General features: G+C 44.5%; 19 protein-coding genes. 9 read left to right on the forward strand and 10 right to left on the reverse strand.

The features are described from left to right. Window positions 1-140: 140 nt before the first annotated feature. Window positions 141-881, forward strand: a complete 741-nt coding sequence (gene kdsB, locus LLF92_09790) for a 3-deoxy-manno-octulosonate cytidylyltransferase (protein ID MCE5341398.1) — start codon at window positions 141-143, stop codon at window positions 879-881. A 1-nt stretch (window position 882) separates the two neighbouring features. Then, entirely contained in the window at window positions 883-2,607 is a 1,725-nt protein-coding gene (locus LLF92_09795) for a CTP synthase (GenBank protein ID MCE5341399.1), read from the forward strand. 74 nt (window positions 2,608-2,681) lie between these two features. Here LLF92_09795 and LLF92_09800 read toward each other — a convergent pair whose 3' ends face one another. Further along, window positions 2,682-3,260, reverse strand: coding sequence for a hypothetical protein (locus LLF92_09800; protein MCE5341400.1), 579 nt, complete (start codon window positions 3,258-3,260; stop codon window positions 2,682-2,684). A 737-nt stretch (window positions 3,261-3,997) separates the two neighbouring features. Here LLF92_09800 and nadD point away from each other — a divergent pair. After that, window positions 3,998-4,624, forward strand: a complete 627-nt coding sequence (nadD, locus tag LLF92_09805; GenBank protein ID MCE5341401.1) for a nicotinate (nicotinamide) nucleotide adenylyltransferase — start codon at window positions 3,998-4,000, stop codon at window positions 4,622-4,624. A 28-nt stretch (window positions 4,625-4,652) separates the two neighbouring features. On the opposite strand, the gene LLF92_09810 is transcribed toward nadD, so the two are convergent. The 5 genes from LLF92_09810 to LLF92_09830 all read right to left on the reverse strand — a co-directional run bounded on the left by LLF92_09810 (window position 4,653) and on the right by LLF92_09830 (window position 10,144). Then, complete coding sequence (locus LLF92_09810) at window positions 4,653-6,161, reverse strand: ASKHA domain-containing protein (protein ID MCE5341402.1); 1,509 nt, start codon at window positions 6,159-6,161, stop codon at window positions 4,653-4,655. A gap of 36 nt (window positions 6,162-6,197) precedes the next feature. Then, on the reverse strand, window positions 6,198-7,127 hold the full coding sequence (locus LLF92_09815) for a radical SAM protein (GenBank protein ID MCE5341403.1): 930 nt from the start codon (window positions 7,125-7,127) through the stop codon (window positions 6,198-6,200). After that, entirely contained in the window at window positions 7,124-7,972 is an 849-nt protein-coding gene (locus LLF92_09820; GenBank protein MCE5341404.1) for an MBL fold metallo-hydrolase, read from the reverse strand. Before LLF92_09820 ends, LLF92_09815 begins: the two co-directional genes overlap by 4 nt. A 74-nt stretch (window positions 7,973-8,046) precedes the next feature. Next, window positions 8,047-8,973, reverse strand: a complete 927-nt coding sequence (locus tag LLF92_09825) for a hypothetical protein (GenBank protein ID MCE5341405.1) — start codon at window positions 8,971-8,973, stop codon at window positions 8,047-8,049. Between the two features lie 28 nt (window positions 8,974-9,001). Then, entirely contained in the window at window positions 9,002-10,144 is a 1,143-nt protein-coding gene (locus LLF92_09830) for a PilT/PilU family type 4a pilus ATPase (protein ID MCE5341406.1), read from the reverse strand. Between the two features lie 94 nt (window positions 10,145-10,238). Between LLF92_09830 and tatC the strand changes: the two genes are divergently transcribed. Then, window positions 10,239-11,009, forward strand: coding sequence for a twin-arginine translocase subunit TatC (gene tatC / locus LLF92_09835; GenBank protein MCE5341407.1), 771 nt, complete (start codon window positions 10,239-10,241; stop codon window positions 11,007-11,009). Here the strand turns inward: tatC and tatA are convergent. Next, window positions 11,006-11,197, reverse strand: a complete 192-nt coding sequence (gene tatA / locus LLF92_09840; GenBank protein ID MCE5341408.1) for a twin-arginine translocase TatA/TatE family subunit — start codon at window positions 11,195-11,197, stop codon at window positions 11,006-11,008. The genes tatC and tatA overlap by 4 nt on opposite strands. Before the next feature lie 231 nt (window positions 11,198-11,428). Here tatA and LLF92_09845 point away from each other — a divergent pair, with 231 nt between their 5' ends. The 5 genes from LLF92_09845 to LLF92_09865 are packed head-to-tail and all read left to right on the forward strand — an operon-like array spanning window position 11,429 to window position 17,271. After that, window positions 11,429-12,346 (forward strand): hypothetical protein, encoded by a 918-nt coding sequence (locus LLF92_09845; GenBank protein MCE5341409.1) that lies wholly within the window; start codon window positions 11,429-11,431, stop codon window positions 12,344-12,346. After that, window positions 12,343-13,338: a DUF362 domain-containing protein gene (locus LLF92_09850; GenBank protein ID MCE5341410.1), complete on the forward strand. Its 996-nt coding sequence runs from the start codon at window positions 12,343-12,345 to the stop codon at window positions 13,336-13,338. Before LLF92_09845 ends, LLF92_09850 begins: the two co-directional genes overlap by 4 nt. A 4-nt stretch (window positions 13,339-13,342) precedes the next feature. Then, the gene (locus LLF92_09855; protein ID MCE5341411.1) at window positions 13,343-14,275 is read left to right on the forward strand and encodes a CehA/McbA family metallohydrolase; all 933 of its coding nucleotides are present in this window, start codon (window positions 13,343-13,345) and stop codon (window positions 14,273-14,275) included. 13 nt (window positions 14,276-14,288) lie between these two features. Next, window positions 14,289-15,986: a 4Fe-4S binding protein gene (locus tag LLF92_09860; GenBank protein ID MCE5341412.1), complete on the forward strand. Its 1,698-nt coding sequence runs from the start codon at window positions 14,289-14,291 to the stop codon at window positions 15,984-15,986. A 58-nt stretch (window positions 15,987-16,044) separates the two neighbouring features. Further along, window positions 16,045-17,271 carry an aldo/keto reductase gene (locus LLF92_09865; protein ID MCE5341413.1) on the forward strand — a complete coding sequence of 409 codons (1,227 nt, stop codon included), beginning with the start codon at window positions 16,045-16,047 and terminating at the stop codon, window positions 17,269-17,271. Between the two features lie 34 nt (window positions 17,272-17,305). On the opposite strand, the gene LLF92_09870 is transcribed toward LLF92_09865, so the two are convergent. From LLF92_09870 to LLF92_09880, 3 genes are read right to left on the reverse strand one after another with little or no spacing between them, the layout of a single operon-like run. Further along, window positions 17,306-18,214 (reverse strand): hypothetical protein, encoded by a 909-nt coding sequence (locus LLF92_09870; protein ID MCE5341414.1) that lies wholly within the window; start codon window positions 18,212-18,214, stop codon window positions 17,306-17,308. A 51-nt stretch (window positions 18,215-18,265) separates the two neighbouring features. Beyond that, window positions 18,266-19,027: a glucose 1-dehydrogenase gene (locus LLF92_09875; protein MCE5341415.1), complete on the reverse strand. Its 762-nt coding sequence runs from the start codon at window positions 19,025-19,027 to the stop codon at window positions 18,266-18,268. Further along, window positions 19,024-20,004, reverse strand: a complete 981-nt coding sequence (locus LLF92_09880; GenBank protein MCE5341416.1) for a DNA recombination protein RmuC — start codon at window positions 20,002-20,004, stop codon at window positions 19,024-19,026. Before LLF92_09880 ends, LLF92_09875 begins: the two co-directional genes overlap by 4 nt. Between the last annotated feature and the right edge of the window lie 79 nt (window positions 20,005-20,083).

Genomic DNA, 20,083 nt, shown 5'->3' on the forward strand with positions numbered 1-20,083 from the left:
TTTCAGCGATTTTTGCCGCTAAAAAAATTTAATTTAAAAATTTCAACGCAGTGTTGACAAGCGGCTGCAATGTGACTAATATAATCCGGCAGTGTTAATATAAATTTAAGCAAAAAAATAATTATCGCTGCGGAAAAAATGTGAAAATATTAGCTGTTATACCCGCCCGTTACGAATCTACCAGATTTCCAGGGAAAGTTCTCGCTAAACAAACCGGCAAATACCTTATCCAGCATACGTGGGAACAGGTACGTAAAGTTAGCGTAATCGAAGATGTTATCATCGCAACCGACAGCGATATCGTGCAAAAGGCCTGCGGCGAATTCGGCGCAAAATGCGTAATGACTTCGGCGGCTCATCAGAGCGGAACCGATAGAATCGCTGAAGCTGTGTCGAAAATCGATGTCGATGTAATTATCAATGTTCAGGGAGACGAACCTGAAATCGAGCCGGCGAATGTCGAACTGCTGGCAAGGTTAATGATCGATAATGCCAAAACGAAAATGGCAACGCTTATCGCGAAATTCGACAGCAAAGAACAGGTCGAAAATCCGAATATCGTCAAAGTCGTCGTCGATAGAAGTCGAAACGCATTGTACTTCTCGCGTTCGGTTATTCCTTACTGCCGGAAAAATCCGCCTGTGGGAGATTTCAATGATTATTTCAGGCATTTGGGGATTTACGCTTATACAAAAGATTTCCTGCTGGCAATAACTAAACTGCCGATGGGCAGGCTTGAACAAATTGAACAACTTGAGCAGCTTCGTGTGCTCGAAAACGGATTTCAAATTCTGACCGGACTTGTATCGCATATCGCGCCGGGGATTGACACGCCGGAGCAATATGAAGAATTTATATATAGAATGAAAAACAAGGCATAATATGATAGATAAAACAGACAAAAATGAATTATTAGCAAGCATAAGTGATACATCTACGGACAGTGAATATTTTTCGCCAATACCCAAAGGATACGTCAAAGGCAAAACCAAATACGTCATCGTGATGGGAACAGTGATGAGCGGGCTTGGCAAAGGTATATTTTCATCCTGTCTGGCTAAACTGATGCAGGATAAAGGACTGAAAGTCGCCCCTGTCAAGCTGGAAGGCTATTTGAACATCGATTCGGGCACGCTGAATCCGTTTCGGCACGGCGAAGTTTTTGTGCTCGACGACGGAATGGAAACAGATATGGATCTGGGCACTTATGAGCGAATGCTCGACCAGAATTTGAGTAAAGAAAATTTTTCAACAAGCGGTCAGATTTACCGCTCGATTCTCGATAAGGAACGGCACGGCGATTATCTCGGACGCGATGTGCAAATGATTCCGCACGTTACCGGCGAAGTGAAACTCCGGCTGCGGACGCTGGCACAAAAAACAAAAGCCGATATCGTGTTCGTCGAAATCGGCGGAACGGTGGGCGATTTAGAAAACGCATTCTACATCGAAGCGATGCGTGAACTGGCTTATGAAGAAGGGCCGACCAGCTGCTGCTTTGTCGCACTGACATATATTCTTGAGCCGCGAATCCTCGGCGAACAAAAATCAAAGGCCGCTCAACTCGGTATCAAACAATTAATGCAAAGCGGTATTCAGCCGGACATCATCGCGTGCAGAGCGGCAAGTGAAGTAAACGAAAAGGCACGACAGAAAATCAGCGTATTCAGCAACGTACCTATCGGCAGAGTCGTTAGCCTGGCGGACTCGGCAAGCATTTATCAAATACCGGCAATGCTTCGCGAATGCGGAATGGATTTCGAAGTATTGAGATTGCTGCACATCGAGGACAGAATCGACCTTCGCAAAGAACGACAGCAATGGGCCCAATGGTGCGATTTCACAGATAAAATCGGCAAAGAAAAAACCGAAGTTACAATCGGTATCACCGGCAAATATACTTCGGTGCGGGACAGCTACGCATCGATTATTAACGCGCTGGAACATTCCGGCATTGAACTGGGGTGCAAAGTCAAAATCGACTGGATCGATACAAGCGAAATAAACGAGAAAAATGTCGACGAACATCTGAAAAACGTTGATGGCATAATTGTGCCGGGCGGATTCGGAACTCGCGGAACTGAAGGCAAAATCCTGTGCATCAAACACGCACGAACCAATAATATTCCGTTCCTCGGCATTTGTCTGGGCTTCCAGATGGCAGTTATTGAGTTCGCCAGGAATGTATGCGGACTCAAGAAAGCCAACAGTACGGAAATCGAGCCTGCGTGTGCGGAGCCTGTAATCGATATTCTGCCGGAACAGAAAAAAATTGAAAAACTCGGCGGCAATATGCGGCTGGGCGGCCATGACATCGAAATCAAACCCGACAGTTTCGCACATAAACTCTTCGGAAATCATAAGACCATCAGAATGCGATTCAGACACAGATATGAAGTTGACCCCAAATTTATCGAAACACTCGAAAAAGGCGGGCTTGTCTTCTCCGGCAAAGCACCAAATCACCCGATTATGCAGATTCTGGAACTAAAGGATCATCCGTATTTTATCGCGACACAGTCGCATCCGTGTCTGACATCAAGACCGTTGCGTCCGCAGCCGATGTTCACTGGATTGGTCGCTGCAGCAATGAAAAAGAAATGCTGATTCTATAAAAAATGTACAAAAAAAGGGACAAAGCCATCGAGCCTGTCCCTTTTTTTATGGTAAACACCTAATATTTATTGCGATGATTTGCCGGCAGATTTTTCAAGCTCGGCAATCTTTTCAGCCAGTTTCTGGTTTTCGGCAGTTAGGGTTTCAACCTCCTTCATCAAATCGGTCGGGAGCTGATCCATAAGAAATTTGGTATTACTGTCGCAGGTGGTTTCAATTTCCTGCTTTGCTTTCTCGCACTCGTCCAGCAATTTCTTCTGCTGTTCAAATTTGTATTTACATAGAGCGGGCGAGTCTTTGGCTTCAACCATATTCTGACATTCCGCGAGCTGCTTCTTCAAATCAGCTATAACTTTGGCGCTGCCGGCTACAGAGGTCTTTAACGAATCAAGCTGCATTTCGCTTATCGAAATCTGTTTTTTCATCTTTTCAGCGTTCTGCTTACACTGGGCAAGAAGTTTGTTCTGTTTTTCCATCTCGTATTTGGTCTTTGCCAATTCATCCTTTAAACTGATGTTTTCAGCGGCCATAAGTCTGCCTTTTTTATCCACACCAGATGAATTCGGAGATGCCTGCTGTGATTGCTGACAGCCTGATGAAAAAAGAATAACCACGACAACGCAAAGTGTGCTGATGTATTTCATAACCTGTCCTTTAATAAAAAGTGTAATGAAAGCGAATTATAGCAGTATGTACGGTTGTGTAAAGCCATAAAAAAACGGAAGACCCTGCCGTGGCGCGTCAGAATCTTCCGTTACCTTGTGAGCTAAAAATCAAAATTTTGAGTTACGGCCCACAGTCCTGCAGTCGTTTGCTTAACTTTGCCGTAGCGAATCAAAGCAACGACCAACTCACAGAACTATTTTTTCTTTTTTGCTACTTTTTTCTTAGCTTTTTTCTTTGCCATTCTCGTTCACCTCCTTTCGGAATTAGGTTCGAATGAGAATTTTCACAGATTTCATACAAGGTGTCAAATGATTTTCGTCATAAGTACATCTCTATAACAAGTTTATCGACAAATAAATACAAATTTCTTTACAAAAATTCAAAAATCACCAAGTTAAATCGCATACACAAGATTTTTGTAAGCAAAAATAAATTCAAATTTAAAAACTTTACGCACAGTTTTTTATTTTCCAACAGATGCGATAACAGAGAAAACCGTGAATATTTTAACAAAATCAAAGATTTTTTCATTAACAAGAAAAGATTTAGAATTTACAACTACGAAAAAAACAAAACTCACAGCAAACATTCGACACTAACAATTGTCATCGCAAAAATTTATGTTAAAATGAAAAAAGGTTATGCAAAATATTCCAGCAGAAGAAAAAATTTTAAATTTTATTTATAGTTTTCAACAGTTTGGTTGTTAGATATTATGACGAAAGAAAAAATAATACTGTTCGGCGGCACATTTGACCCAATACATAACGGTCATATCGAAGTCGCAATCTGCGCAATGGAAAAAATCTGTGCAAGCAAATTTTTTTTCATCCCTGCAAGACGTTCTCCGCTCAAAAACAAACAGCCGGTCGCTTATGACACTGACAGAATAGCAATGATACAACTGGCTATCGAACGGAATAAAGACTTTGAGATAAGCAATGTGGAGATGAATCGAGCCGAGCCAAGTTACACAATCGATACCATCCGGCAATTACACGAAAAATTAGGCGAAAATTGCGAATTCTACTGGCTTATCGGCGCTGATATGCTCAAAGACCTGCCTTTATGGCACGAAATCAACGATTTATTGAGCGAGTGCAATATCTGTGTGATGAATCGAGGTGGTTATCAAAAGCCCAATTTCGACAGCCTGCGAGGAAGATTAAGCCCTGAACATATCGCAAACCTTAAAAAAAATATGCTCGAAACGCCAATGCTCGAAATCAGCAGTACGGAAATACGCAAACAACTTGTTGACGAACAGGATGTAAGTAAATTTCTGCCCCCGGCAGTGATAGATTATATCAAACGACGCAAACTGTATATTCCCAACGATTAATCCGAAAATATCATTCACAGGATGATTGTTATGGGAAAATCATCGCGTTGGCAAATTCGTTTTGGAAATCAAAATCCGCGGACAGTTCTATATGCTCCGTCTGGTCAGCTAAATCTTGTGTTTTCTTTCTGGCATCAAGTGAAAGTAACGCCATTTTAGCGCCGGCAAGCGATGTATTGCCAATAAACGAAATCTTTTCATGGCTTACATCAGCAGGCAGCAAACCGATACACTGGGCGTGATTTCTGCGAATAAAGCTGCCAAAACCGCCGGCGACAAGAACACGTTTCAAATCCGACGACTTAATATCAGCTTTTTTCAGCATAATACTTATTCCAGCACGTATCGCACCGACAGCAAGCTGAATCTGGCGGATGTCCCTCTGCGTAATTTTTACTTTTGGGGCAAGTTCAATTTCTTCGCCTGTCATTCGGCCGGTACAATCAACTACGCCGGCGTTAAGAAATTCTGCCATCATATCTATAAGGCCGCTGCCGCAAATGCCGACAGGTTTAGTATCGCCGATGACATTGCAAATGAATTTATTTTCGTTATTATCGAAGTTGACCTTCTCAATAGCGCCGGACATCGCACGCATACCGCAAGATATGCCCGCCCCTTCAAACGCAGGGCCGGCGGCAGTCGATGCGGCGAAAATTTTATTGTCGTTGACCAGCACTATTTCGCCATTTGTACCAATATCTATCATCAGCAAAGGCTGCGGCTGGTTGAGCAAATCCACGGCGAGCATGCCGGCTGAAATGTCTCCGCCGACAAAGCCGCCAATAACCGGAAAAATATAAATCACGCCCTGGGGATTAATGTGTATATCAAGCTGCGAGGCCTTTATGCTTTCGCCGCCTAACCAATTCGGCTCAAATGGCAATTGCGCCAGAGGTGCGGGGTCTATGCCGCGGAATAAATGCTGCATCGCGGTATTGCCCGCAACAGAAATTTCCAAAATATTATGATTTTTTATGCCGGCCTTTTTGCAGAGATTGTCTATCATCGAATTAATCTGCCGAATGACAGCCTTTTGCAAATTTGCAAGACCTTCGGGATTCTCGATTGAAAATTTTATCCTGCTGATAACATCGTCGCCATTAGAAATCTGCGGATTGTGGCTGCCCATCACGGCAATCTCTGTGCCGTCTTTAAGATTGACCAGAGACGCGGCCAAAGTTGTCGTGCCGATGTCAACAGCGACGCCAAAACATTCGCCGTTTTCGCACTTTCTGTCTGGTATGATTTTATGAATTATTTCCGAATCGACAACGATTTTGTCAGGGCTAAACAGCAGGGAATTTTGCGGGACCTCGATTATGGTATTCTTGTCTATCGTTCGCTGACATGCAAGGCAGTCAAATCTTTCGCCGGAAGGCTCGATAATTGTAATCTTACATTTTTTACACGTGCCCGCCCCGCCGCAAGGCGTGTCTACAATAACGCCCGCAATGGCGGCGGCTTCAATTATTTTTGTGCCGGGCAAAACATAAACGGTTCTGCCCTGCGGCTGAAAAGTAACTTTTAGTTCCATAGGATTGCCACAGAGTTCACAGAGGTATTCATTTTATTAACTCTTGTAATAAGTTTTATTGTTTTGCTGAACAGATTCGACTTTTTTCGACTTCATCAGTTCCGTGACGGCTTTCAATACTTCAAGCTTCGACAATTTCAGTCCGGCGGCAATATCATCAGCGCTGCACGGACGGCGGCGAAGCATTTCTACAATATCCTCCGAGTTGCTCGCAAAAGTTTCGCTCACAACGCCCTTGAAATCCGCAATCACTTCGGCATTGTTACCAATTCTTTTGGCTATTTCATCCAATCGCTGCGGAGTCATCGCAGCCACTTTTTCGGCAGGCGGACGGCTTACAGTATTAAGCTGGATTCTGTCAGGATTAATTTTTTTAACACACTCGGCAATTTTCGCGATTTGCTCATCACTATCATTCAGGCCGGCGATTAAGAAAACCTCCAGCCAGTACTTGCCTTTATATTCCTTTCGGAAATCAATAAGCCCCTGTAGCATTTTATCAAATGTAATTTCCGGAGCGGGTCGGTTAATCTTTTTAAGCATTTCTTCATCGCCTGCATCGAGCGACGGCATTACTATATCGGCGGCAAGCAATTCACTGCGAACTTCCGGCATCCACAGCAGCGAGCCATTCGTAATGACGGCGATGGGAACATCTGTAATCTTTTTAATTTCGGCGATTAATTTGCCACAGTGAATATACAACGTAGGTTCGCCGGAGCCTGAAAGTGTAATACAGTCCGGCTTTGTCAGCAGTTTGCCCTTCAGCTCGGCGATAATATCATCGACCGCAATCCAGCTCTGCCGTGTTGCGGTCTTTTCCGTTGTCAAACCCACCTGACAATACAGGCAGTCATACGTGCAGGTCTTGTGCGGTATAAGGTCAATGCCCAGAGACCTGCCGAGCCTGCGCGACGGAACAGGGCCGAATACATGTGCTTTGTTTTGTATTGATTTTTCTGTCATATCGCCTGAAACTCACGAGTTGTGCCGACCGAACACATAAAACAATGTTTCGGATACTGTTTTCTAAACTCCATCGCCGCTTCCGAACCTGTACAATGGCCGGGGCTGATGTTGCGAACGCCAAAACGCTCAAGGTTGTCTATAACCTTTGAAATTTTGCTTTTTCCGCTGCCGATAAGATGGAAGCCGCCCATTATCGTATGAACCTGCTGCACGCCGCTGGTTTTTGTTATATGGTCGAGTGTGTTGATAACGCCCGCGTGAGCACATCCAAAGACAACCACCAAACCGTCTTTCGTGTTGAAATAAACCGCTTGGTCATCATTCAGTTCGTCCGGCTCGGCTCCCTGGTCATCAATGAAAAAATCCTGCTCTTCAACTTCAAAACTGTTGGTTCGCGGCACCTGCCCACTGACGAAAAAGCCGGGCACAACCTCTGTCGTGTCTTTTGTCCATATAACCTGATTTTTATCAGCATGCGAAGCGATAATTTTTTTAGACCCGCCTGTTACCCCAATCGCTCTGCTCGAACCTCCGCCAAAATGATACTTCTTGTCAAGCGCATCAGGATGTATATATACTTTCGCTTTTGTCGCGATATTAAGTACCGGCTCCAAACCGCCCGTGTGGTCATAATGGCCGTGACTGATTACAATCGCGTCCGTTTCGGCAAGGTTAATGCCGAGAATTTCCGCATTGCGCAGGATAATGCCCGTCTGGCCGGTGTCGAACAGAATTTTATGTTCACCGAACTCTATCCAGAAACTTATGCCGTGCTCTGAAAGAAGGCCATCGCCTTCGGCGGTATCTTCTATAAGTGTTACAATTTTAACTTTTTTTGCCATGACGTGATAAGTATATACAATAAAGACAGATAATCAAGAGTTAAGAGTGAATAGTTAAGAGCAGCGGAATTTTATCAAATTTCAATATAGCAGGCGAAATGGCGGTAAAACAGGCCCGTCGCTCTCATTGCGAAAACCGCGAGAATCTGAATAAAAAGAACAAACAAAAGATTCAGAAAAATAATAAAAATCGACAGCGTTTTGACATCGCCGTAGTTACGACTCCAAATCTGCAACTGGCATGTAATGTAAAAAAATATCGTGAGAACTAAATAATACCGAAATGCTTTTTTAATCGGTATTATGAAATGCCTCGGCTTGAAAAGCGTCTGGATATCTCTGCTAATACTGACCAGCAGAACCGCCATCGGAAACAAAAATATCGACAACACCACAAAAGGAATTAACGCCCAATTCGATGTAATTCCCGCAGCGTTTAATATGATTTTGAATATAACCGTCGGCATCAATGAAATAACCATCGCCATAACAAATGAAATAAGCGATTTAAACGCAGAGGCGATAAATCCCCATCCTCCGCCAAATGTAATCTCCGGCAATGCTTCAGTGTCATAAGCAGTGGCATAAATAATCTCCGCATAGCACCAGAAAATCGCACCCCAGGCAATGCCGGCGAAAATGCTGCCCAAAGGAAGTGGAATAAATATTTTGCCGCCGCTGTTGCAGGCAAAGTTGAAAGTAAAATCAAGATGCGCGAGGAAAAATTTAAAAGTTATTGCGATGAGAATGAATATCAGGGTCGTAAAACTTTGTTTGCTGAAAATCGCCGCGTATGACTTTTTGAAAACCGCCTCGTAATAGCCGGGCAAAGGCTCATCATATTCTTTGGGTGGTATTATTTTCTTAACCGGTTCGCTATCGCTGTGCGGAATGATGAACCCCTGATTGCACTGCAAACAACGTGCGCGTCTGCCGGCGTAAACGTCCTTAAACGCACAGACATAACCACAACCTGGACAATTGAAAGTAACTGTTCCCACTTTTCACTCTTAACTTTTCACTATTCACTTACACCGTAACGGTGTTCATTGCGTCGATGAAACACTGGTAATCATTGACCCATTTTTTCGCTTCGAGCAGGTCAACCTTTCCGGCCTTGACAAGACGGGCAAGGTGAATCTCAAAAGTAATCATCTTTTCATCCGGTTTTTCCCGTGTTCTTGTCTGAAGCTGCGAGTAAAGCTGCTCAATTTTGCCGGTTCGAATAATATTCGCACAGGCATAATTATTGTTCATGATCTCCATACAAACTAATCTGCCTGTCGAGTCCTTCTTCGGAACCAGTTTCTGACAAACTACATACGCCAATCCCAATGAAAGCTGATTGCTGACTTCGTCCTGTCTGGATGACGGGAAATAATCGAGAATTCTTGTTATCGTGCCGGTAACGTCTCGCGTATGCAGAGTCGAAAAGACCAAATGTCCGGTTTCTGCGGCCATCAAGGTCATCGCGACTGTTTCAGCATCACGCATTTCACCAACAAAAATCACATCAGGGTCTTCACGCAGCATATACTTCAATCCTTCGGCAAATGAAGCGGTATCCCTGCCGACTTCGCGCTGTGAAATTACGGAATTCTTCTGGTGCAAAATGTATTCAATGGGGTCCTCGACTGAAATAACACGACAAGCCTTTATGTCGCTTATCCTGTCAATAAACGAAGCGATTGTCGTGGATTTGCCTGCGCCGGTAATGCCTGTCAGCAGCACAAGACCATTTTGCAAATGCACGATATCCTTGTAAACGCTGTTCGGGAAACCGATTTCCTCAAGCTGCGGAACTTCACTGCCAAGCGCTCTTACCGCCATCGCGGGGCCGTCATTATCCATAAAGACATTGATTCGGAATTGCAGGCCGGCAAACGAATACGAAGCATCAACATTATTCTTCGCCTTGAACTCTGCAACCTTTACCTCGCCGAGCAAGGGATAGATAAGCTGTTCTGCGATTTGTCTTGTAACCAGTTCGCCCTTGAGTTTCATAAGATTGCCGTCAAAGCGATACGCGGGCTGAACGCCGACTTTTATGTGCAAATCGGAGACACGCATAACGCCGTGCTTTTTGAAATAGGACAGCATATCCTCCATGCTCCATTCGCCAAACTCGGCGGTTTTGTAAATTTTTGCACTTATTGGATAATTGTCAGCCATAAACGTTTCCTTTCAGGGAAGATACGTCAATTTTAGCCATTTTTCCCTGCAAAATCAAACACAAAGACCTTTGCATTAATTATAGAGTAATGTTATGATGAATTCGTTACAAACAATCTTAAAAATGACAGAAAAAAACGAACATAATAGTTTTTTGGAAATGTCCCTCGGCGACCACCTTGAAGAGCTGCGGATACGAGTAATTCTTGCGGTAATCGGTCTTGCGGTCGCGCTGGCGGTGTGTCTGTTCTTTTCAAAGTTCTTTCTTGGACATTTGACTAAGCCGTATTTCGACGTTCAGCAGCAAACCGGTCTGCCTGCAACACTGCAAGCTATCACGCTGTCGGAAAAATTTATGGTTTATATGAAAACCGCCCTGCTGTTCGGCGTCATTCTTTCTTCGCCGTGGATATTTTATCAGATTTGGAAATTTATATCCGCCGGCCTTTACGACCGTGAGAAAAAGTTTGTACACATAGTCTCGCCGATTTGCGCTTTGCTTTTTGTGTCCGGCGCGATGTTTTTCCTGTTGGTTATCTCGCCGCTGATGATTCGATTCCTAATCGGCTTCGACCCCGGCGTCAAAGAGATTCAGACACAGGTTACGCTATCGAGTTATGTCAGTTTTATGCTTATTATGATGCTCGTTTTTGGGCTTTGCTTTCAACTGCCTATCGCTATTGTCGCCCTGAACAAGATGGGAATTCTCTCTGCGACAGTTCTTAAATCCGTGCGAAAATATGTGATACTGGCGATATTCTTTATAGCCGCGGTCGTTACGCCTTCGCCCGATATGATAAGCCAGATAGCACTGGCTGTGCCGATGTATATTTTATATGAGTTGGGGCTGCTGTTCTGCCGTTAAGACTTGGGCTTTTCGTCCTTGTCGTTAACCTTGTTTTCTATATCGTCCTGCGTTTCTTTCATACCCTTTTTAAATTCGTTAAGGCTTTTACCAAGTGAACGCGCAACTTCGGGAAGTTTTCTGCCAAATAAAACCAAAGCGATAAGCAAAATAACAATCAGTTCCGGCATACCAATAGACCATGCCAAAATGTTATCCATAATACCAAACATATTTATCTCCGATTTTTTAAAAGTAAAGTCCAACAAAGTTGACTAACAACCGTATAACAGTATAATTGTAAACGATTAATGTTGCAAGCAGGTAATACGGATTTCAAATAAAAGTCACGCGTTGCTCCGCGGTTAAAGCGAAGCGGGCAAGGAAGTTACAAACTTCACAACGCGCGAGCCCTAATACCAATTGGTATAAAAAACTTTATGTCGGCAAGTCAAAAACAGTCAACTATAAGTATTATCGTCATAATACTCCTATTTTGCATAGCGATTGCGGTAGGTTTTAAGCAGCAATGCTATCTTACCGAGGATACCGCTCTGGAAAACACCCTTTTCGGCGATAAATTTATACCGACAGACGATGTTGAGAATTACACTTCTTCCAATTTATACGAAAAAATCGATGGCAAAGCTGATTTATACCTGAATAACGGGTTTATTTCGCTCCAGTGCAGACGATTTGGGGATAGTTCCGCACTCGACAAGTGGATGGAAGTATATCTGTATGAAATGGGTAATTCAGATAATGCGTTCGCTGTTTACAGTATGCAAAAACGTGCCGATGGCACTGCATTGGACTGGACGCAGTTGGGATATTCGACTTCGGATGCGATTTATGCCGCTGCGGGTCAATATTATATCGAAACGGTGATTTCCGTTAATGACGCAGAGCTGTTCAAGGCAGCATTGAACGGCGTTACGATGTTGGCAAAGTCAATATCATCGGGTAAAGAGGAAATTCCGGGTAAGAATTTTTTTCCAACGGAAAATCTCGTCGCCGACAGTTTCAAATTCATCAGTGCCGATGCTTTCGGCAGCGATTTGCAAAATATCTTTGCGGCGGAATACAAAATCGGCGAAAATACCATAACAGCATATCTGTGCAAAGATCCGACAGGTGGAATATATAAAAATTATCATCAATTCTTAATTGATAATGGCGGGACAGAATTAAAAACAGATTCCCAACTGCCGAACGTTAAAGCGGTGGAGCTTTTTGGTACAACCGATATAATTTTTAAAGCGGGCGTATATTTTGCCGGCGTGCGAGGCACGGCGCCGTTAAACGACCTGAAACAAACAGCAGAAAAACTTTTTGAGGGTCTGTCAAAGCAAAAATGACCGAACAAGACAAAATATCGCGAAGAGAATTTATGGCACGTACAGCCAGGGCAGGTTTCTCTGTCGCTGCGGTCGCGGGTGCGGCCGGTCTGCTTTACGAAACTGATGTACTGAAAACGCTTGCCAGTGAAAAGATAATTACAGGTCTGAAGGATTTTTCCGTTCCGCAAATTGCCGGTCAGACTATGAGCGTCATAACAGGCACAAATAGAACTCAAACTGTAAATAAAGCAATTGAATTATTGGGGGGAATCGACAGATTTGTAAAGCCCGGTGAAACGGTGCTTTTAAAGCCGAATATCGGATTCTCAAGTCCGCCGAGGATTTGCGCGACAAGTCATCCTGATATAATTGGCGAGCTAACACGGCTCTGCTACGAGTACGCAAAAGCGAAAAAGGTTTACATCACCGACAATCCAATCAACGACGCTCAAAGCTGTTTTGTGAACAGCCAAATCGCAGCGGCGGCGGAAAAATACGGTGCCCAACTGATTCTACCGAAAAAGAGTTTGTTTACGCCGATGTCGCTTGACGGCGGGAAGCTGATAAAGAACTGGCCTTTCCTATATGAACCTTTGGCGAAAGTCGATAAAGTCATTGGCATTGCCATCGTAAAAGACCACGCACGAAGCGGCGCATCGATGACGATGAAAAACTGGTATGGGATGCTCGGCGGCGGAAGAAATATATTTCATACCAATATCAACACCATTATTACCGAACTGGTAATGCTGATTAAACCGACGCTGGTAATTCTCGACGCAACGGAAATAATGGTCGCCAACGGACCGACAGGCGGCTCGACATCAGACTTAAAAAGAACCAATATGATGATTGCGGGCTGCGACCAGGTTGCGGCCGACAGCTTCGGCGCAGGATTGCTGAACTTAAAGCCGGCTGACCTGCCCTATTTATCAAAAGCACATGAGTTAAAAATCGGAACGACCGATTATCAATCATTGAAACCTATTTTTGCACAAGTGAAAGGATGATTTAATGAAAAGAATTTTGTTTTGCCTTTTTGTTGTTTCACAATGTTTTGCCAACGATTTAATTAACCCATTTACAGTCGAGGGTAACTGGTACAAGACCAATCTGCATACGCATACAAACCTGTCTGACGGCGATGTCAATTTGGCGGTTCGTGTCAAGCAATATCGTGATGCAGACTATCAGGTACTGGCTGTTACCGACCACGAAAAGACAAACCACATTGACGGATATTCGGACGCCAGTTTCCTGCTGCTGAATGGTATGGAGACACATCCGAAAAGCAATTCAGAGACCCCGTACCATCTGGTTTGCGTAAATATTCCGGAAAGCCTCTCGTTCGCGAAAGACGTCAACGCGAATGAACGTGTTCGACAAGTCAGGGCGGCAGGCGGCGAAGTAATTTTCGCACATCCGTATTGGTCGGGACATAATATCAACGATATGCTCGCCGTCGATGGCTTTATCGCGATGGAAGTTTATAACAGCGAATTCTATTACACAGGCAAAGGCTATAGTTCCGTTCAATGGGATCAGTTGCTCAACACAGGCAAAATCATGCCGGCTGTTGCGGCGGATGATTTGCATAACAGCAAACTCATCGGTCAAAGCTGGATAATGATAAAGGCAAAAGAATTAACGGCAAACGCTGTAATGGATTCCTTGAGAACCGGATGCTACTACGCTTCCAACGGACCTAAATTTGAAGATTTCCATGTGGACGTCAATTCGGTGGTTGTAAAATGCTCGCCGGTAGTTGAAATATGTTTTATGGGCCAAAATACATACAGCTATAATATTACGGCAGAAAAGAATAAATTAATAACGACCGGTAAATACAAACTTCCGGAAGGTATTCAATGGGTTCGCGCGGAAATTGTTGACGCTAACGGCAGACATGCGTGGACAAATCCGATAGTAATTAAAAATAAAAAATGATTAGTTGAATTTTATGCGAATAACGACAGCAAGAAAAATTAGTCAGGCTTTCTTTTTTGCCTTGTTCATCTGGCTGTGTATTGTGACAGCGGTCGGGGTCAAGTTCTGGCAATTGCGCGGCTGGCCTGTAAATATTTTTCTGCATCTTGACCCGCTTGTCGCAATCGGGACAGTTATCTCTACACATAAGTTGCTTGCCCCGCTTCTGTGGTCGCTTGCAACGATTATTCTGACAATTTTAATCGGCAGGTTTTTCTGCGGATGGGTTTGTCCGTTCGGAACGCTTCATCAGTTTATATCGTTGCTTTCGCACAGAAAAAAAACTGCGGAGTTGCTTTCTGTACATAAATATCACAAGGCACAAAATATCAAATACTATGTTCTGATTGTGTTTTTATTAATGGCTGCACTGCCGGGGATGCGGAATCTGCAAAGCGGCCTGCTCGACCCGATACCAATGTTTACGCGAACGGTCAATATTCTGCTTTTGCCGGTTATAGATAACTGGACGAATGTTATTTCTGCCGGCCAGCGGTTTTACAAAGCTGTGATACCTGTTCTGGCTGTGTTTTTAGCGTTCACGATTCTTAATTTTTACATCCCGCGGTTTTTCTGTCTGTTTATTTGCCCGCTGGGCGCACTTTTTGGAATTTTAAACCAATTCGTAATCTTTCGAATCAATCGCAATTCGAAATGCACCAACTGCAAACTTTGCAATGCTCATTGTCAGGGCAACTGTCAGCCTTCGGAGACAGTCAAATTGAGCGAATGTCTGCTCTGTATGAACTGTATTGACGACTGCAAATTCGACGCGGTTGATTTCAGCACGGCATCGAATCCAAATGTACAAACACCGCCTGATATTACAAGACGCGGCCTTATGGCGGCTGCCTTTACCGGATTGATGGCGATGCCGACATTCAAACTGCTGAAAACAAGCAGGGATTCGGTTGGTATTATCCGCCCGCCCGGCGCTTTGCCGGAAAATGAATTTATAAAACGCTGCATCAAATGCGGCCAGTGTATGCGGCTGTGTCCGACAAATGTGATTCAGCCGCTTGGTATCGAAGCGGGAGTTCTGAATCTTTGGACGTCGACGATGAATTACCGAATCGGCACAAGCGGATGCCAGTACGACTGCGTGGCTTGCGGGTATGTATGCCCGACTGGTGCGATACGGCCGCTGACGCTTGCGGAAAAGCTCGGCAAGGGAAAATTCTCCGCCGATGGACCGATTAAACTTGGAACCGCGTCATTTGACCGAACCAAATGTCTGCCATGGGCATTCAGCACGCCTTGCCTCGTTTGTCAGGAAAACTGCCCTGTCAGCCCGAAAGCTATCTATACGCATGAATCATTTAGTTCTGTTTTCGATACAGACAAAATCAAAAGCGTCCAGGATGGTGAAATTGTATTGGGCGAAAACTCGCTCGAAGCCGACAAGTTCGCGGCCGGCGATTATTACTGCCAGTTTAATGCAAACGGCAAAGTTGCCCGCGAACCAATTATCGCCAACAGCAGTAATACTATTAAGATTGCTCAAAATATCTCCGACGCTGCGGTAAACAACATTCAAATTATGCTGCGATTGCAGAGGCCTTTTGTAGATTCCTCAAAGTGTATCGGATGCGGAATTTGTCAGCACGAATGTCCAGTGTCCGGCAAAGGCGCAGTAATTGTAACACCTTACGGCCAAAGCAGGGAAAAATAAAATACAAATGGAAACCACGAATTAACACGAATAAACACTAAATATAACGGAGATAGTTATGGAAAAGAAAAATATAAACAGACGTGAATTTTTTAGAGTTGCCGCCGGAAGCGGTTTGGCTGCGGCGATAACTTCCAGTCTTTCTTTCGGAGCTGACAGTAACGCTCCTGCTAATTCTAACAAACCGGCAAAACCAAAATTTCCACAAGTTCCCACCAGAACCTTTGGAAAAGCTAATGTTTCTGTGCCGATGCTGTCGCTGGGTGCAATGTTCGATACAATAGAAAACCAAATCATTCTGTATAAATCAATGCAATGGGGCATCAATTACTGGGATACCGCTCACGGCTACGCTGGCGGAAAAAGCGAAGAAGGTATCGGAATGTATTTCGCCAAAAATCCAAACAAGCGAAAAGATGTATTTCTGGTCACAAAGGCTTCCGGCGCAAGCGATTCAGCGTCTCGCACCGACCGGCTGCAAACATCTTTTAAAAGAATGAACACGAATTATATCGATTTATATTTCGGTGTACATGGAATGAACAATCCGGCCGACCTTAACGACGATTTGAAAAACTGGGCAGCAGACGCCAAAGCAAAAGCCCAAATTAAATATTTCGGCTTCACAACGCACAAAAATATGACCGCCTGCCTTGAAGCCGCTGCAAAAACCGACTGGATTGACGCGATTATGACCAGCTATAATTTCAGACTTATGCAGGACCCGAAATTTATGGCCGCTGTCGACACGTGCAAAGCAAAAGGAATCGCGTTAATCGCAATGAAGACACAGGCAGGCAGGTCTGACGGCAGTGATGAAAAACCATTAGACAGATACTTCCTCGACAAAGGCTTCACTGAAGGTCAGGCAAAAATTAAAACCGTTCTGCAGGATGACAAAATCTGCTCGGCGTGCGTCGGAATGAAAAACATAGCACTGTTGACTTCCAACGTCGCGGCAATTCTTGACAAAACAAGACTTACACAGAGCGATTTGGATTTTATGAACAGTTACGCGAAAGAAACCAGCGGCGGATACTGTAATGCGTGCGGCGCGTGCAGCGCAGCGGTTCCGCAAATACCTTATGTAAGCGATGTAATGCGTTCGCTGATGTATCATAATAAATACGGCGATGTGAAACTGGCAAAGGGACTTTTCGCTGAAGTTCAGGCAAAAACAAATTGTAGAATTGGTTCCGCTGATTATAGTGCAGCTGAAAAAGTTTGTCCGAACGGCAACAGAATCAGCAAGTTAATGCTCGAAGCGGAAAGACTTATGGCGTAGCAACAGCCACAAAGACACAAAGATTTATAATATATTACTGCGCAAAGGCGGCCTCGATTATTTCGTCAAATGTTGGGGCATAGCCGCCCCATGCCTTTAATACCAGTCCGTCACGCACAACAACAACCACAGGCGTTTCGACATACCACGTCTTTATATCGCTCAAACGCCCTTTGTTTACTTTGCTGTCGGCGGGCATCAACTGCAATTCGCCCTCTTCGTACGGCTGCATTTCGATAAAAGCCATATCAACATTGTTGCCTTTGAGATCGCCGTAAAACTTTTCGTAAATCGGCATCGCCTGTCGGCAGTCGGGACAGTCATTGTGATACATAAGCACGACCCAGTCGCCGGTTTGCAGTTTGTCCTGAATATCAACATACTGCAGCAGCGGCCATGTTTGCTGACTCTCCCATTTGCTTACATCGATAACTTCATACTTCTCGCTTACCATCGGCGGTTTATTTGTAATCAAAACATACTCAATCGTCGGCAGCAAAATAAAAGTCGGTATCGCAATAGCCAGAAAATATCGCAGACTCGGCCACGGCGGCGGCAAAAGCTTTAGCCCCTTCGGCCTGCATATCGCAAATGCCAGAAACATAGGTATGTCCATAAAGCACAGCGTAATCCACGGCCTTACGTGTACCGTTCCAAAGCAACCGCAGGATTCTGCACCGATCATCCACTTTTGCAGCGTAACAGCGATAAAACCGGCAAACGCGATAAACCCCAACAGCCAGGCAGCTTTCCTGAACAAACCGCAGAGCAGCCAAATCGCAAGGCCAAGTTCAAGCGGAATCTGGATAAGGAAAAATTCCCACGATTCCCAAAAACCTTTGCTCAATATCGGCTCTGTCAACAACTGATTGATTTTCAGCGCCGAAGCGATAAGCAAAACCAGACCGGCGATAGTCATTACAATTTTGTTAGCGTTTTTCATTTTCACTCTACCAAAAGACTCAAAACTTAAAACTCATAACTCAAAACTATTTTATGCCCTCATATGCAGTCCGCCGTTAACGGCGATATATTCACCTGTAACAAACTCGGCGGCATTGCTTGCCAAAAACAGAATCGCTTTGGCGACATCCTCGGCTGTACCGTTCCTGCCCATCGGCGTTTGCTGCGCAACCTGTGCCCTTCGCTCTGGAGTGCTGAACTGTTCGTGGAATCGTGTTTCGATAAGGCCGGGCAAAACTGAATTAACCCTTATGCCAAATGGCGCAAACTCTTTTGCCATCGCAATTGTCATAGTCGCCACGGCCGCTTTAGCAGATGCATAAATTCCGCCGCCAATCGCACCGGCGGTGTGTCCCGCGATTGAGCCGGTGTTTATAATGCAGCCTTTTGATTTTTTTAACGCCTCAAGCGATGCCTGTGTCGCCAGAAAAATGCTTTTAATATTTGTCGCCATAACATCATCGAAATATTCCTCGCTCGCATCGGCAAACGTCTGGCGGGCAATGAGTGAACCGGCGTTATTGACCAGAATATCAATGCCGCCGGCTGTTTTTTCAAAATCCTGAATCATTTTGAATACCTGCTTCTTGTCGCGCATATCAGCCTTGAGCAGGCAGCCGTCGGAATGTTTTTTAACCTCGGCAAGCGTCGTTTCGCCGCCCTTTTGCGTTCGGAAATAATGAACGCCGACGAAACAGCCCTGCTGGGCGAATATTTTTGCCGTTGCGATTCCAATTCCGCTTGACGAACCGGTAACGAGAACTTTTTTACCCTTTAAATCTTCGTAAATCATTTATCCGCAAACTCCTTTTCCTGAATTTGCTCCAACTGCATTGTGAATTTATCTAATTTTTTCTGGCCGTCATCATGCTTGGCCTGCGCGTTGCGAAGATGGCTGCCGAGCGTATCCCAAATCGATAAAAAATCGCCGAACGAATTTTTCAGCGTATTAAGGTTCTGGCGAATCTCGGCGGCCTGCTTTTCTATCTGCATACCATGCAGCCCCATCACAATCGTCATAAGATAAATATAAAGCAGGTTCGGCGAAACCGGAAAAACCTTTCGTTCCAGAGCGTAATCCTGAATGCTTATATTATCATCAGAATTTTTGACCATCGCTTCATAATAAATATTTTCAGCCGGCATAAACATAATCGCGAAATCCAGCGTGCCTTCATCGGGCTTAATGTAACTTGTGGAAATCTTATCTATATGATTGCGGACGTCTTTGAGAAAATCCCTGCGGGCTTTCAATCTTTCAGCGTCGCCGGCGGCCTGCTGAAGTTTTTCAAAATTGCTCAATGGAAATTTCGCATCAATGGGAACAGAATATTTCGGCATTTTCACAAGGCCGTCAACTTTTTTGCCGTCGCGGAATGAATATTGAAGGCTGAAACTGTCGGCCGGAAGTACCGCGGAAAGTATATTTTCCAGCGACCATTCGCCAAGTCCGCCGCGAAGTTTCGGGCTGGCGAGTATCTGCTGAAGACCTTTTATATCCGCGCCCAATTCGATAATCCTGTTGTTTGCTCCCTGAAGCTGACCGAGCTGCGAGCTTAAGTCTTTTAAGGTCTGTGAATGGAATTGCAGGTTTTTGTTCACCGAGTCCTGATTGGTTATCATCGATTGCTGAAAGCTCTGCGTGAGGTTTTCCTGGGCGGCTTTTAAATCCTTTAACTGCTGCACAAACCCCTTTGCCTGCGAAAGCCAAAGCAACAAAGCAACCACCGCCAGGACAAGTATAATCAATATTATGACAAATGTTTCCATACCAAAATCCTTGTATATTTCATAATTGTAATAAAACTCTACACTTATGTCAACGATTATAGCCGTTAAGTCTTCGCCG

This window comes from Planctomycetaceae bacterium (assembly GCA_021371795.1).
Classification (GTDB): Bacteria; Planctomycetota; Phycisphaerae; order Sedimentisphaerales; family UBA12454; genus UBA12454.